The organism is Cedecea neteri (genome assembly GCF_000758305.1).
Classification (GTDB): domain Bacteria; phylum Pseudomonadota; class Gammaproteobacteria; order Enterobacterales; family Enterobacteriaceae; genus Cedecea; species Cedecea neteri_C.
Genome location: NZ_CP009458.1, coordinates 1377770 through 1392987, shown reverse-complemented (window position 1 = coordinate 1392987; position 15218 = coordinate 1377770). Strand labels below are relative to the sequence as shown.

The following is a 15218-nucleotide window of genomic DNA, read 5'->3' as shown; positions in this document are numbered from 1 at the left end:
CTTATCCTTTGAGATTAACCAACCCATGTAGAACCTGATCCAGACCGCCAAAAACGGAAATTTTATCAATGCGCTCCGCGACTCTTTCGAGCGTTTCCAGTTCCTTAAGGCGTAACGCTACAGGGTTGTTTTCCATCACCTTTGCGGTATTCAGCAGCGAACGTGTGGCCGCCGTCTCTTCACGCCGACGGATCACATTGGCCTGCGCCGATTTTTCGGCTTCAACCAGCCGGGACAAAATGGTTTTCATTTCACCCGGTAGCACAATGTCTTTTACGCCCAATGAAGCGATTTCAATACCGAACGGAGCTATGCGGTTTTTCACTTGAGCGCTGACAACTTCATCAATAATCTGCTTATCCTCCAGCAGCTCATCCAGCGTTCGTGTTCCTACCGCTTCTCGCAGCGCAAATTGCAGCTCACGGTACAAATGCTCCACCGGTTTCGTTAACTGGCCGAAGGCCTGCAACACATCGCTATAGCGCCAGTTTGCGGCCATGTTTAAACGCAGGTTTACCTTATCTTTGGTGAGGATCTCCTGCCCGCCGACCTCCAGAGCCTGCAGGCGGGTATCCACCACTTCAGCTTCCACTAAATGATTTATTTTCCACCATGCGGTCATGCCCGGCGGCAACAGCGTCTGAGTTTCACCATCAATTTTCAATACGCCAACGTGCCAGGCAGGCACAGAAACCACCAGGATGGCGTCTCGCCCTTTCACCGCGCCGTTTCGACGTGGCTGCAGGACTGCATTCATGACTTCGTCTGGTACCTGCACGTTTTGGGTATCGATACGTGCCAGCGTCAATGCATCCCCCGCCTGCCAGAACAAACGCTGCGTTGAAGGCGGCAAAATTTCCTGCAAAATGCCATTTACTGACAGAGCGCCAATTTCACCCTCGGCTAAATCCGCAGTCAGGCAGTAGCGCTCAACCCAGTCGGGCTGAAAACGACGCAAATACAGCGCTAGCGCCTCGGGGACTTCGCTCCCGTCCAGATTCACCACCAACACTTCAGGTTGGTTAAACCACGGCAGACGGTGTTCGCCTGCTTCCAGGACCTGATAGTAATCGCCCTGTCTCATCAACAACCCCAGTTGACCTTTTCGTATCGTTATTTTTTTCATTGTTTTCCTGTTCCTTAAAAATCAGGCGCGGGTAAGGGAGCGAGACCGCAGGGGAATTCCTTTTTGCCTGTGGCCCAGCGCCATTACCGGCAGCCCTCTTCGGAGCTTGCTGACCGCTCAAGGCTCCTTTGTCACTTTCTTCGTTAACAACCAGTTTCATTGGGAGAATGAATTGGGAATTGAACCCTTGTCTGTGCTTGCACGCTTACGGAACACACCCGAAAAACAGTCTGTACCGTTCCTGGTGTGCCGCTGGGGGTTAATCCCCTTTTGCGCTCAACACACTTACGTTATTGCCAGAAGCGTGCCAGAAAATAAAAAAGACAAATAAATTAGTTAACTTATTAATTTATAAGCTTTTTAAAAATAAACCTTCATTCATTCCTTGCTGGGATCAGCCATCTTTTTTATCCTTTAATATCGATGTTTATCTTTTAGGATAAAAATGAAAAAACGGCGTGTGGTGATTGGCGTACTGGGCACGGTGCTGGATAAACGCGGCAAGCGGGCAAATCGCTTCCATAAATGGCGGCCAACGGTTGGCCTGTGCCAGCAGCCGGACTTCCCCGTTGATCGGCTCGAGCTGCTGTATCAGCCGAAAGACTCTGGCATGGCGGAGCAGTTATCGGACGATATCGCTCGCGTTTCGCCTGATACAGACGTCCGCCGGCATCAGGTCATTATCAAAGATCCCTGGGACTTTGAAGAGGTGTATGCCGCCTTCCTTGATTTTGCCACCCGTTACGATTTCGATACCGCTAACGAAGAGTATTTGGTGCACATCACCACCGGGACACATGTCGCACAAATTTGCTGGTTTCTCCTGACGGAGGCGCGCTACCTCCCCGCCAGCCTGCTGCAAACCGGCCCGGCCCGGAAAGGCACCCCAGAAGAAGGCTCCCCCGCAGGTACCTACTCGGTTATCGATCTCGATTTAAGCCGCTATACCACCTTAACCAGCCGCTTTCAGCGGGAGCAGCAACAGTCGATTTCTTTCCTGAAAGCGGGCATCGACACGCGGAATACCACGTTTAACCAGTTGATCGATCGCATTGAGCGAGTTGCGCTCCGTTCCACGGCCCCCGTGCTGCTGACTGGCCCAACCGGGGCGGGTAAATCTTTCCTGGCAAAACGCATTTACCAACTCAAGCAAGCTCGCCATCAGGTTGCCGGCAAGTTGGTCGCGGTAAACTGCGCCACGCTGCGAGGCGATAACGCAATGTCCACGTTATTCGGGCATGTAAAAGGGGCGTTTACGGGCGCGCTTACGGCACGAACGGGCCTCTTACGTGAGGCCGATGGCGGCGTGCTATTTTTGGATGAAATCGCTGAGCTAGGGTTGGACGAACAGGCCATGCTACTGAAAGCGATTGAAGAAAAAACGTTTTTCCCGTTTGGTTCCGATAAAGAGGTACAGAGCGATTTTCAGCTAATCGCCGGCACCCACCGGGATATGCGCCAGTGGGTCACAGAGGGACGCTTTCGCGAAGATCTCTATGCCAGGATTAACATGTGGAGCTTTGCTCTGCCGGGCCTGGCGCAGCGGCGGGAAGACATTCCACCCAACGTAGAGTACGAACTACAGCGCTTCTCTTCCGAAGCCCAAGCGCAAGTTCGTTTTGATAAAGAGGCCAGGGACCATTATCTGAATTTTGCCTGTTCTGCACAGGCACAATGGCGCGGAAACTTCCGTGAGCTGAGCTCCTCCGTATCACGCATGGCAACCCTGGCGGAACAAGGACGGATAACGCTGGAGGCCGTTAAGGAGGAGATCGTGCAGCTTAAGGAAAGCTGGCAAATCACCTCTCCTGATATGGCGCCTAATCCAGACATAGATTTATTCGATCAACGTCAGCTGGAAACCGTGCTGGAGGTTTGCCGCCGCACCCAGTCACTTTCCGAGGCCGGGCGCGAACTTTTTGCCGTCTCGCGGCTGAAAAAGGCTAACCCGAATGATGCTGACCGCCTGCGTAAATATCTGGCACGTTTTAACCTGAGCTGGGACAGCGCCCACGGAGGCTAAAGCTCATAATTTGTTTGAATAATCTTCCTTGCCGCGATAAACAATAATCAGGGCCAGGCTCGATCCTGGCCCGCAATAATAAGCCAACACAACACAAACGCCGATTCGTTCAGAGGCCACCGCCGCAGAGTGGCTTGACTGGCGACGAAGCATTCGCAAGGAAAATCATATGGTTGCTACCCTAACCCGGCTGTTCCCGCTCTGGGCGCTGCTGCTCTCCGTCGCTGCGTATTATACCCCCTCAACCTTTACCCCAATTGGCCCGTGGGTCAGCACGCTGCTGATGCTCATTATGTTTGGCATGGGCGTGCATCTGCGACTTGAAGACTTTAAACGCGTGCTGTCGCGCCCGGCCCCGGTAGCTGCAGGCATTTTTCTGCATTACCTGGTGATGCCGCTGGCGGCGTGGCTACTGGCGATGTTGTTCCATATGCCACCCGATCTGTCAGCCGGGATGGTGCTGGTCGGCAGCGTAGCCAGCGGCACGGCGTCCAACGTCATGATTTACTTGGCCAAAGGCGATGTTGCGCTCTCCGTGACTATCTCATCGGTTTCCACGCTGGTCGGCGTATTTGCCACGCCGCTGCTGACCCGTCTCTACGTCGACGCCGACATTAAAGTCGATGTGATGGGCATGCTGGTGAGCATTCTGCAAATCGTCATCATCCCGATTGGCCTTGGCCTGATTGTGCATCACCTGTTCCCGCGCCTGGTGAAGCGCGTGGAGCCGTGGCTGCCTGCGTTTTCTATGCTTTGTATTCTCGCCATCATTAGCGCAGTTGTGGCAGGTTCGGCGTCACACATAGCTTCCGTGGGTCTGATGGTGATTGTCGCGGTGATTCTGCATAACACTATTGGCCTGCTCGGCGGTTACTGGGGAGGGCGGCTGTTTGGGTTTGACGAGTCGACCTGCCGGACGCTGGCCATCGAAGTGGGAATGCAGAACTCTGGTCTTGCGGCCACGCTGGGCAAAATCTACTTCTCCCCGCTCGCGGCACTGCCTGGCGCATTGTTCTCCGTCTGGCACAATCTCTCCGGCTCTCTGCTGGCCGGGTATTGGTCTGGCAAGGCGATAACGCCGAAGCCAGACGACAAAAAATAATCGCTAAAAGCCTGCTGATGCAGGCTTTTTTGTCTCGTCGGCGCGGTGGGTTTGCTTTACACTGAAGGTCCTTTCCTGGGAGATTGCAACGATGGCTACAGCCAGACTGACACAGCAAGACATGACGGAAAGCGAACAGCGTGAGCTAAAAACGCTGCTGGATCGCGCCCGCATTGCCCACGGTCGTACGTTGACCAACTCAGAGACTAATCAGGTAAAAAAAGAGTACATCGACAAGCTGATGGCGGAACGTGCGCTGGCGGCCAAGAAAGCTCGCCAGCTGAAGAAACAAAATGCCTTAAAGCCGGATACGACGACGACTTATTCATGGTCGGCCAATAATCACACGCGAGGTAAGCGCTAGTTTAACGGCCCTTCTTCTTCCGGCCTGGGGAAGCAAAGCGTTTACGCGAGGCAAGCTCAGCGGGCGTTTTTGCTGAGCTTTTCGGGCCGCTTACCAACGGTTTTTTCGCCGCCGGGCCGGCCGCTTTTGGCTTCGCTTTTTTAGCCGGTTTCGCCTCTGAGGAGGAATCCTCAATCAGCTTAAACAGTTCAATCAGTTCATCATCCGTCAGGTCGCGCCATTCCCCCAGCGGGATCCCGGTGAGATTAACGTTCATGATGCGCGTGCGCTCCAGCTTCGTCACTTCATAGCCAAAGTGTTCACACATGCGGCGGATCTGGCGGTTCAGCCCCTGCACCAGGGTGATGCGAAACGCAAACGGCGCTTCTTTTTTAACTTTGCATTTCTTGGTGACGGTGCCCAGAATCGGCACGCCCGCCCCCATACCGCGAATAAACTCGTCGGTAACCGGCTTGTTCACCGTGACCACGTACTCTTTTTCATGGTCGTTCCCGGCACGCAGGATTTTGTTCACCAGGTCGCCGTGGTTGGTGAGGAAAATCAGCCCCTGAGAATCTTTATCCAGGCGACCAATAGGGAACACGCGCTTGCTGTGGTTCACATAGTCAACGATGTTGTCTTTCTCACCGTCTTCCGTGGTGCTTACAATCCCCACCGGCTTATTCAGTGCAATGAGCACCAGATCTTCTTCGTTGCGGGGTTCGATGAGCTGACCATTCACCTTCACGCTGTCGCCGGCAAAAACCTGATCGCCAATTTTGGCGCGTTTGCCGTTAATAAAAACGTTGCCCTGTTCGATGTAGCGATCGGCATCACGGCGTGAGCAGATCCCGCTCTCGCTGATGTATTTGTTAAGACGAATAGATGAATTAGTCAGCATGGCTCCTCCGAAAACCCAGGACTATACCTTACCCGCAGGGCGTTGCGAACAGCCTTTCTCACATTAACCAGCATCTCTGGAAGCTTCATCGTGAATCTTGAAATCGAGTTGCGAGTCGCTTTCAATATTCATCCCGTTCGTCGTCATCGTCCGGCTGGTCCAGCACGCTGTAGGCGACGGAGCAGAACAACGAGTTCAGGCGCTTCATGTCTCCCAGCAGCCCAAGGTGCAACGAACTGGTCTCGATACTCTGCACGTTCTGCTGGTGCAGGCGATCAACGTGGGCATGAGAGTAACGGCGGTTCATGATACGGAAGCGGTGTTTGTTCCGGCGCAGCCGGCGGGCGCTGCCCAGGTCACTCGAAAAGAACACCGACAGGCTCAGCTGCAGGTTGCTGATCAGCTGCTGGAGCAGGTTATCCAGCTCGGTCAGGCCATCCGGCGAGAAGGCCCGGCGCGCGGCGAGGGATTTATCCGCCACTTCGCTGCCCATACGTTCGATGATGTCCGCCGCCTGCTCCAGGTTAAGCGACATTTCAATGATTTCAGCCCAGCGGCGCGATTCCATTTCCGCCAAATCTTCCTTCGGCATCTGCGCGAGATAGAGTTTGATGGCGGTATACAGCACGTCCACGTCATCAGCCAGCTTACGCAGCTCTTTTTCCTGGCGCGGCTCGCCGTGCATCACCTTGCTCCAGGTTTCCAGCATCTGCTCAAGCACGTCGCCCATTCTCAGGGTTTCACGCGCAGCGTTAGATAACCCCAATGCGGGAGTATCCAGCGCCGTAGGATCGAGGTGCTTCGGCTTCATCCGGGCATCGACTTCCGGCGCTTCGCTGATCACCCGGCGGCAGAAGCGCGCCATGGGTTCGGCAAACGGCACCATCACCAGGCAACGAATCAGGTTGTAGAACACGTGGAAGTAGATAACCAGTTCAGATTCCGGCAGCGGCAGGTGGTGCATCAACCGGGCCAGGACATGCACAAACGGCAACACCAGCAGACTGCCCACCAGCTTGAACAGCAGACTGCCCAACGCCACGCGACGCGCGGCAGCATTGGCAGCGCTGTTGTTGATCATTGCCAGCAGGCCGGAGCCGAGGTTAGCCCCGATGACCAGGCACAGCGCCACATCAAACGAGATCACGCCGGTGGAGGTCAGCGTGGCCGTCAGCAGGACGGCGGCCAGACTCGAGTAGCTGATAATGGCAAACATCGCGCCAATCAGCGCGTCGAGCATGATGTCGCCGGTCAGGGAAGCAAAGATCACCTGGACGCCGTTCGCCTGGGTAATCGGCGTAACGGCCCCTACAATCAGCTCAAGCGCCAGCAGAATAAGGCCCAGGCCAATCCCCACGCGGCCAAGCTGCCCGGCGCGGGTCTGCTTGCGGCTGAGAAAGAAGATAACACCGATGAAAATCAGCAGTGGCGAAAGCCATGAGAGATCGAAAGTCAGGATACGCGCCATTAGCGCTGTACCGACATCAGCCCCCAGCACAATCACCAGCGCAGGAGCGAGCGCCACCAAATCCTGGGCAACAAACGAGGTCACCAACATGGTGGTGGCATTACTGCTCTGCACCAGCGCGGTCACGCCTATCCCGGCGCAGAAGGCGAGCGGTTTCTTTTCTACGCTGTGGCTAAGCACACTGCGCAGGTTGGCACCGTAAACGCGCATGATACCAGTGCGCACAATATGCGTGCCCCAGACCAGCAGCGAAACGGCAGACAGCAGGTGTAACAACGTCAGCACGGATTCTTGTTCTCCTTATCGTTTTTAGGGTTCCCGAAGCAAAAATAGCCACCATCCTTCAGTATAAGGGTTTAACTTCAATAAAGAGACAAGGCGCCCCCAGAGCGCCTTGTAAGTTGTAAGGAAAGATAACAGGTTTGTGAGTTAGTCGGCGTCGTACCCGAGGTTCGGCGCAAGCCAGCGTTCAACCTCGCTGACCGGCATACCTTTACGGCGAGCATAGTCTTCGACCTGATCACGCTGAATTTGCGCGACGGCGAAGTACTTGCTGTCCGGGTGGCTGAAGTACCAGCCGGAAACAGATGCGCCGGGCCACATGGCGTAAGACTCTGTGAGCTTCATGCCAATCACGTTTTCGACGTCCAGCAGCGCCCAGATGGCCGCTTTTTCCGTGTGCTCCGGGCAGGCCGGGTAGCCCGGTGCCGGGCGAATTCCCTGATAATTCTCACGAATCAGTTCCTCGTTGCTGAGGTTTTCCGTGGCCGCATAGCCCCAGTAGACTTTACGCACGCGCTCGTGCAGATATTCTGCAAAAGCTTCGGCCAGGCGGTCGGCAACCGCTTTCACCATAATTTTATTGTAATCATCGTGCTGCGCATCGTAGGCATCAGCCAGTGCATCTTCTTCAATACCGCCGGTGACCGCAAAAGCGCCGATGTAGTCGGCTTTACCGCTGTGTTTAGGCGCAACAAAATCGGCAATGCAGTAGTTCGGGAAGCCGTTCTTTTCCGTTTGCTGGCGCAGATGGCGACTGAAGCCTTTAACCTGAGATCGTGTTTCATCGGCATAAATTTCCACGTCGTCCCCCACGCGATTCGCCGGGAACAGGCCGACCACGCCGCGCGGCGTCATTGTTTTCGTCCGATGGAGCATATCCAGCATCTCGTTAGCGTCTTTAAACAGGCGTTTTGCCTCATCGCCAACAACCTCATCTTCCAGAATGCGGGGGTATTTACCGGCCAGCGACCAGGTCATGAAGAACGGTGTCCAGTCGATATAGTTTCGCAGCGTTTCAATACTGGCGGTCACTTCCTGCACGCCCAGCCGATGCGGAACCGGAGGCGTATAGCTTTCCCAGTCGAAAGGCAGATCGTTATCCCGCGCGACTTCCAGCGTAACCGGCGGCGTGCGCGGTTTTTTACGCGCGTGCTGCGTACGAACAACTTCGTACTCTTTGCGAGTGCGGGCGACAAACTCATCGCGCTGGGTTTCTGAAAGTAGAGCAGAAACCACGCCAACGGTACGTGACGCATTCTGCACGTAGACGGTTGGCCCGCTGTAGTTCTGCTCTATTTTCACCGCCGTGTGGGCTTTTGACGTGGTCGCCCCACCGATCAGCAGCGGCAGCGTAAAACCCTGCCGCTCCATCTCTTTGGCCACATTGACCATTTCGTCCAGCGATGGGGTGATAAGCCCTGACAGGCCGATGATATCGGCCCCGACTTCACGGGCGGTTTTCAAAATTTTCTCACCGGGCACCATCACGCCAAGATCGATAATCTCGTAGTTGTTACATTGCAGCACCACGCCGACGATGTTCTTGCCGATGTCATGCACGTCGCCCTTGACGGTGGCCAGCACGATTTTACCGTTGCTGCTGCCCTGTTCCTTGCTGGCTTCGATGTACGGCTCAAGGTATGCCACCGCCTGCTTCATCACGCGGGCAGACTTCACCACCTGCGGCAGGAACATTTTCCCTTCGCCGAACAAATCACCCACCACGTTCATTCCGGCCATCAGCGGGCCTTCAATCACTTCAATGGGGCGAGCCGACTGCTGACGGGCTTCTTCGGTATCCGCTTCAATAAACTCGGTGATGCCTTTCACCAGCGAATATTCCAGACGCTTCGCCACGTCCCAGCTACGCCATTCCGCCAGTTGAGCATTGGCGCCGTCATCGCTTTTACTGCCGCGATATTTTTCAGCCAGCTCCAGCAGACGCTCGGTACTGTCGTCGCGGCGGTTGAGAATGACGTCTTCGACGGCATCCCGCAGTTCAGCGGGAAGATCGTCGTATATCGCCAGTTGCCCGGCGTTGACGATCCCCATGTCCATGCCGTTGCGAATCGCGTAGTAAAGGAACACCGCGTGAATGGCTTCGCGCACCGGATCGTTGCCGCGGAAGGAGAAGGAGACGTTAGACACGCCACCAGAGATCATCGCATGGGGCAGCTCGCGCTTAATGTCTTCGCAGGCGCCGATGAAATCCTGGGCGTAATTGTTGTGTTCTTCGATGCCGGTCGCCACCGCGAAGATATTCGGGTCAAAAATGATATCTTCCGGCGGGAAACCCACCTCTTCGGTAAGAATTTTATAGGCCCGGCGGCAAATCTCGATTTTACGCTCGCGCGTATCGGCCTGGCCGACCTCATCAAACGCCATCACCACCATCGCCGCGCCGTAGCGGCGTACCAGCTTCGCATGGTGGATAAACGGCTCAATGCCTTCTTTCATGGAAATCGAGTTAACGATGCCTTTGCCCTGAATGCACTTCAGCCCTTTTTCGATCACGTCCCATTTCGAGGAGTCGATCATGATCGGCACCCGGGCGATATCCGGTTCACCGGCAATCAGGTTCAGGAAACGTACCATCGCCGCCTCGGCATCCAGCATCCCTTCATCCATGTTGATGTCGATGATTTGCGCGCCGCTGGCGACCTGCTGCAGCGCCACTTCCAGCGCTTCGTTATATTTTTCTTCTTTGATCAGACGTTTGAATTTTGCCGAGCCGGTGACGTTGGTGCGTTCGCCGACGTTAACAAACAGGCTGTCCGCGCCGATGTTCAATGGCTCAAGCCCGGCAAGCCGACAGGCAACCGGCAGATCGGGAAGTTTACGCGGCGCGACGCCGGCTACCACTTTGCTCATTGCGGCGATATGCGCAGGCGTTGTCCCGCAACAGCCGCCGACAATGTTCAGGAACCCGGCCTGCGCCCATTCCCCAATCTGCTGCGCCATCACTTCCGCATCAAGGTCGTATTCGCCAAAAGCGTTTGGCAGACCAGCATTAGGGTGAGCCGTCACGTAGCACTCAGCAATGCGCGACAGTTCAGCCACGTACTGGCGGAGTTCGTCCGGCCCCAGCGCACAGTTCAGGCCGAAAGAGAGCGCATCGGCGTGGCGTAGGGAGTTATAGAAAGCTTCCGTCGTCTGACCGGAAAGCGTACGGCCTGACGCATCGGTAATAGTGCCGGAAATCATGATCGGCAGGTCAACGCCGAGCGCTTCAAATTCCGCTTTTACGGCGAAGATGGCGGCTTTGGCGTTCAGGGTGTCGAACACTGTTTCGATCATGATCAAGTCGGCCCCGCCTTCCACCAGCGCCCTGGTCGATTCGCGGTAAGCGGCAACCAGCTGATCAAAGGTGATGTTGCGGAAGGCCGGGTCGTTCACATCCGGGGAAATCGACGCCGTGCGGTTGGTTGGGCCAAGCACACCGGCGACGTAACGCGGTTTTTCCGGCGTGCGGGCCGTCCATTCGTCAGCACAGACACGCGCCAGCTTAGCGGCTTCGTAGTTAATTTCCGCCGATAGCGACTCCATTTGGTAATCCGCCATCGCAATGGTGGTGGAGTTAAAGGTGTTAGTTTCGACGATGTCGGCGCCAGCTTCAAAGTAGGCATAGTGAATCGCGGCGATAATTTCCGGTTTGCTGAGCACCAGCAGGTCATTGTTGCCTTTGAGGTCACACGGCCAGTCGGCAAAACGCTCGCCGCGGAAATCACTCTCATCAAGACGGTAGCTTTGGATCATGGTCCCCATACCGCCGTCCAGCACCAAAATGCGTTCACTCAGTTGTTGCTTCAGCTTCTCTACATTGTTGCTCACGCTCACTCCCACCTGTTTTCCCTGCCTGACGGATATGCCATCCCATACTTGCACAATCTATAGGGTCGTAAAAGCCGCATGTCGGGAACATGAGAGATGTTCAGCATCACTCCTCCGATCAGTCTGAGTAGCGGTTGCAAATTCGCCAAATAAAACGAAAATGATTTCCACGATACGAAAAAGGAGTCCGGTATGGTTGCTACAGTCCCCGCTAAACGAGGTAAGAAACCCCGCGCCGCAGCCGCTGCGGCTCCGGCTGCTACCGGGCAAGTGCAGTCCCTGACCCGCGGCCTTAAGCTGCTGGAGTGGATCGCCGAATCTCACGGTAGTGTGGCGCTCACCGAGCTTGCCCAGCAGGCTGGTTTGCCCAATTCCACCACCCACCGCCTGCTCACCACGATGCAGCAGTTAGGCTTTGTGCATCAGGTGGGCGATCTTGGCCACTGGACGATTGGCGCGCACGCATTTGTCGTCGGCAGCAGCTTCCTGCAAAGCCGCAATCTGCTGGCCATTGTGCACCCGATTCTGCGCAAACTGATGGAAGCCTCCGGTGAAACCGTCAACCTCGCGGTGCTCGACAAGAGCGATCACCAAGCGATTATTATCGACCAGGTTCAGTGCACGCAGCTGATGCGTATGTCGGCGCCCATTGGCGGCAAGCTGCCGATGCACGCGTCCGGTGCGGGCAAGGCGTTTCTGGCCCAGCTTAACGACGACGAACTGGCCGGCCTGCTGCACCGCAAAGGCCTGCACAGTTACACGCCGGCAACGCTGACTTCGCCGCTGCATTTGAAAGAAGATTTAGCGCAAACCCGCAAGCGTGGTTATTCGTTTGACGATGAAGAACATGCGCTGGGGCTGCGTTGCGTAGCCTCGTGCATCTACGATGAACATCATGAAGCGTTTGCGGCGATCTCCATTTCTGGCCCGATTTCACGCATCACCGATGACCGAGTAACGGAGCTGGGTGCGCTGGTGATCAAAGCGGCGAAGGAAATTACTCTGGCTTACGGCGGCGGGCGCTAGCCCGCTCGCTTCACTTCCCCAAACCGCTGGCTAAAGCGCTGGCGGCGGCGATAAGCATAAACATCTTCGACATAGCCATCGCGGATGCGGGTTTGCAAAGCACGCCAAAAGTCGGCGCGGAACAGGTCGGCGTGCATTTCATCGAATAGCGGGCGAATGCGTTTGTCCGCGCAAAGATAGTGCCGGAACTCTTCCGGGAAGACATCTCCCGGCGAGATGCTGTACCACGGCTCCGAAGAGAGTTCATCTTCCGGGTAACGCGGCGGCGGAATATCCCGGAAATTTACCTCGGTCATGTAGCAAATTTCATCGTAATCGTAGAACACCACCCGCCCGTGGCGCGTCACGCCAAAGTTTTTAAACAGCATGTCGCCAGGGAAGATGTTGGCTGCCGCCAACTGACGAATGGCGTTGCCGTACTCTTCCACCGCATCCCGTAGCTGCTGGCCTTCTACCTGCTCCAGCCACAGGTTAAGCGGCACCATTCGCCGCTCAATGTAGAGATGGCTGATAGCAATGCGGTCGCCAAGATCGGTCAGTTTTTCAGGAACTTCTTCCTGCAGCAGCGCCATGAGATCGGAACTTATCTGCCGCTTATCCAGCACGAAGTTTTCAAACTCCTGCGTATCCGCCATGCGCCCCACGCGGTCATGCTCTTTTACCAGTTGGTAGCAGGCACGGACTCTTTCGGCGGTGACTTCTTTCTGCGGCGCGAACTTGTCTTTTATCACTTTAAACACGCGATCAAAGCCCGGCAGCGTGAACACAAGCATCACCATGCCGCGTATGCCGGGTGCCTCAATAAACTGCTCATGCGTGCCGTGAATGTAGGTCAGATATTCGCGATAGCTTTCGGTTTTGCCGTGCTTCTGGCAGCCAATCGCCATGTACAGCTCGGCGGTGGTTTTTCCTGGTAAAATCTCGCGCAGCCACTCAACAAGCGCTGCGGGGAAAGGGGCATACACCATGAAATAAGAACGCGCAAAGCCAAAAACGATGCTGGCTTCGGGGGAACTGGTCAGGCAGGTGTCTACCATTAACCGGCCATCATCGGTGCGATGGATCGGCAATAAAAAGGGAATTTTTCCTCCCGGCAGAACCAGTTTGCCAACCAGCCAGGCGGCTTTATTGCGGTAAAACAGTTCATTAGCCACTTCCAGCGTGGCCGTCCGCAATGTTTCTGCGCCGAAGGTTTCGTGCAGATGGGCGAGGATAAAACCCACATCTCGCGCAATATCCTGCCACGGCAGGCGAAGCGGGAGATCGGAGAGCAAGGTCGTGAGCAACGTCGTCCAACCCTGCTCCGGGAGAAATGTTTTTGCCAGTGGGCGAGGCAGCGGCCGAAGCTGCTTACCAGCCTGTGAGCTGAAGATAAAAAGCCGCTCGGGAGTAAGCGAGCGGTGGTCGAAGAGTCGACAATAGACAGAATTAAAAAAGCTTTCGGCAATTTCAAAACGTGGATAATCCGGCAGCAAGCGGGTGTATTGCTCTTTCACGCGCAGGAGAAAGGCCGCGTCGGTATTTTGCCCGCCAGTGATGCAGCGAAGCTGTTCTACGACGAGACCTACGTGGTGATCGTACAGGTTGATACGGCTTTTCATCGCCTGCTGAACGGCGTGCCAGTCAGCCTGTTCAAAGCGCTGCTGGGCACCCGCGGTGACCTCCAGAAATCGACCGTATTGCGCGTCGAACCCCTGCAGGATGGTGTGGGCAATTAACAGCTCCAGCCTGTGTGACATTTATTTCTCCCCTCACCCCGGCCCTCTCCCAAAGGAGAGGGGGAAAATAAAGTTTCTTCAGAACTGCTCTTCTTCAGTCGAACCTGTCAGCGCCGTGACGGAAGAAGCCCCGCCCTGAATGACGGTGGTTACACGGTCAAAGTAGCCGGTCCCCACTTCCTGTTGGTGAGAAACGAAGGTGTAGCCTTCCGAAGCGGCGGCAAACTCAGGCTGCTGTACCTTCTCAACGTAGTGGCGCATCCCCTCGCCCTGCGCATAAGAGTGCGCCAGGTCGAACATGTTGAACCACATGCTGTGGATCCCCGCCAGGGTGATGAACTGGTATTTGTAGCCCATGTCCGACAGTTCTTGCTGGAAGGACGCGATAGTTTTGTCATCGAGGTTTTTCTTCCAGTTAAAGGACGGCGAGCAGTTGTAGGCCAGCAGTTTGCCAGGGAAGCGTGCGTGGATGGCTTCCGCGAAGCGACGGGCCTGGTCCAGATCAGGTTTAGAGGTTTCACACCAGACCAGGTCGGCATAAGGCGCGTAGGCCAGGCCACGGCTGATAGCCTGCTCAATGCCAGCGCGGGTACGATAGAAACCTTCCTGCGTGCGCTCACCGGTGATGAATTCACGGTCGTATTCGTCGCAGTCGGAGGTGATCAGATCTGCGGCATCAGCATCGGTACGGGCGATCAGCAGCGTTGGAACCCCCATCACATCAGCCGCCAGGCGAGCAGCGGTCAGCTTCTGGATAGCTTCCTGAGTGGGGACCAGAACTTTACCGCCCATATGGCCGCATTTCTTCACCGAGGCAAGCTGGTCTTCAAAGTGCACCGCAGCGGCACCGGCCTGAATCATCGACTTCATCAGTTCGAAGGCGTTCAGCACGCCGCCAAAACCAGCTTCTGCATCGGCAACGATAGGCAGGAAGTAGTCAATGTGGCGCGGATCGCCTGGTTCAATATTGGATGCCCACTGGATCTGATCCGCACGCTGGAAACTGTTGTTGATCCGATCGACAACAGCAGGGACAGAGTTCGCCGGGTAAAGTGACTGATCCGGGTACATGCTGGACGCCAGGTTCGCGTCCGCCGCAACCTGCCAGCCGGAGAGGTAAATGGCTTCGATGCCGGCTTTAGCCTGCTGTAGAGCCTGGCCTCCGGTTAACGCCCCCAGACTGTTTACGTAGCCTTTTTTCGACTCACCGTGCAGCAGGCGCCAGAGTTTAGCCGCCCCGTGCTGTGCCAAAGTACATTCCGGGGTCAGTGAACCGCGCAGTTTCACGACGTCTTCTGCGCTATAGGTACGCTTGATGCCTTCCCAACGCGGCTGTGTCCATTCTTGTTGTACTTGTTGAATCTGTTGGCTACGAGAGGTTTTCATTTCAGATGCTCC

At 55.7% G+C, this 15218-nt stretch carries 10 protein-coding genes; 4 read left to right on the top strand and 6 right to left on the bottom strand.

The annotated features are described in order from the left end of the window. Nucleotide 1: 1 nt before the first annotated feature. Nucleotides 2-1126 carry a slipin family protein gene (locus LH23_RS06500; RefSeq protein WP_039289297.1) on the bottom strand — a complete coding sequence of 375 codons (1125 nt, stop codon included), beginning with the start codon at nt 1124-1126 and terminating at the stop codon, nt 2-4. Between the two features lie 445 nt (nt 1127-1571). On the opposite strand from LH23_RS06500, the gene rtcR reads away from it, so the two are divergent. The 3 genes from rtcR to LH23_RS06485 all read left to right on the top strand — a co-directional run bounded on the left by rtcR (nt 1572) and on the right by LH23_RS06485 (nt 4615). After that, nucleotides 1572-3149 (top strand): RNA repair transcriptional activator RtcR, encoded by a 1578-nt coding sequence (rtcR, locus tag LH23_RS06495; protein WP_039289295.1) that lies wholly within the window; start codon nt 1572-1574, stop codon nt 3147-3149. Nucleotides 3150-3318: 169 nt separating this feature from the next. Further along, nucleotides 3319-4251, top strand: a complete 933-nt coding sequence (gene panS / locus LH23_RS06490; protein ID WP_039289294.1) for a ketopantoate/pantoate/pantothenate transporter PanS — start codon at nt 3319-3321, stop codon at nt 4249-4251. A gap of 91 nt (nt 4252-4342) precedes the next feature. Beyond that, nucleotides 4343-4615 (top strand): DUF3811 domain-containing protein, encoded by a 273-nt coding sequence (locus tag LH23_RS06485; protein WP_008455871.1) that lies wholly within the window; start codon nt 4343-4345, stop codon nt 4613-4615. A gap of 1 nt (nt 4616) precedes the next feature. On the opposite strand, the gene rluF is transcribed toward LH23_RS06485, so the two are convergent. From rluF to metH, 3 genes are all read right to left on the bottom strand, one after another. Beyond that, nucleotides 4617-5495 (bottom strand): 23S rRNA pseudouridine(2604) synthase RluF, encoded by an 879-nt coding sequence (gene rluF, locus LH23_RS06480; protein ID WP_039289292.1) that lies wholly within the window; start codon nt 5493-5495, stop codon nt 4617-4619. A gap of 121 nt (nt 5496-5616) precedes the next feature. Then, a complete protein-coding gene (locus LH23_RS06475) occupies nt 5617-7248 on the bottom strand; it encodes a Na/Pi cotransporter family protein (RefSeq protein WP_008455880.1) in 1632 nt (543 codons plus the stop codon). Between the two features lie 144 nt (nt 7249-7392). Next, on the bottom strand, nt 7393-11076 hold the full coding sequence (gene metH, locus LH23_RS06470) for a methionine synthase (RefSeq protein ID WP_039296426.1): 3684 nt from the start codon (nt 11074-11076) through the stop codon (nt 7393-7395). Between the two features lie 192 nt (nt 11077-11268). On the opposite strand from metH, the gene iclR reads away from it, so the two are divergent. After that, on the top strand, nt 11269-12102 hold the full coding sequence (gene iclR / locus LH23_RS06465) for a glyoxylate bypass operon transcriptional repressor IclR (RefSeq protein WP_039289289.1): 834 nt from the start codon (nt 11269-11271) through the stop codon (nt 12100-12102). Here iclR and aceK read toward each other — a convergent pair. After that, complete coding sequence (gene aceK / locus LH23_RS06460) at nt 12099-13841, bottom strand: bifunctional isocitrate dehydrogenase kinase/phosphatase (RefSeq protein WP_039289287.1); 1743 nt, start codon at nt 13839-13841, stop codon at nt 12099-12101. The genes iclR and aceK overlap by 4 nt on opposite strands. A 57-nt stretch (nt 13842-13898) precedes the next feature. Beyond that, nucleotides 13899-15206, bottom strand: a complete 1308-nt coding sequence (gene aceA / locus LH23_RS06455; protein WP_039289285.1) for an isocitrate lyase — start codon at nt 15204-15206, stop codon at nt 13899-13901. Nucleotides 15207-15218: the final 12 nt, after the last annotated feature.

What these genes read in the sequence shown, in the direction of transcription:
- rtcR (WP_039289295.1), top strand. Translation starts at nt 1,572, where the DNA reads ATGAAAAAACGGCGTGTGGTGATTGGCGTACTGGGCACGGTGCTGGAT.
- aceA (WP_039289285.1), bottom strand. Translation starts at nt 15,206, where the DNA reads ATGAAAACCTCTCGTAGCCAACAGATTCAACAAGTACAACAAGAATGG.
- LH23_RS06485 (WP_008455871.1), top strand. Translation starts at nt 4,343, where the DNA reads ATGGCTACAGCCAGACTGACACAGCAAGACATGACGGAAAGCGAACAG.
- aceK (WP_039289287.1), bottom strand. Translation starts at nt 13,841, where the DNA reads ATGTCACACAGGCTGGAGCTGTTAATTGCCCACACCATCCTGCAGGGG.
- LH23_RS06500 (WP_039289297.1), bottom strand. Translation starts at nt 1,126, where the DNA reads ATGAAAAAAATAACGATACGAAAAGGTCAACTGGGGTTGTTGATGAGA.
- panS (WP_039289294.1), top strand. Translation starts at nt 3,319, where the DNA reads ATGGTTGCTACCCTAACCCGGCTGTTCCCGCTCTGGGCGCTGCTGCTC.
- rluF (WP_039289292.1), bottom strand. Translation starts at nt 5,495, where the DNA reads ATGCTGACTAATTCATCTATTCGTCTTAACAAATACATCAGCGAGAGC.
- iclR (WP_039289289.1), top strand. Translation starts at nt 11,269, where the DNA reads ATGGTTGCTACAGTCCCCGCTAAACGAGGTAAGAAACCCCGCGCCGCA.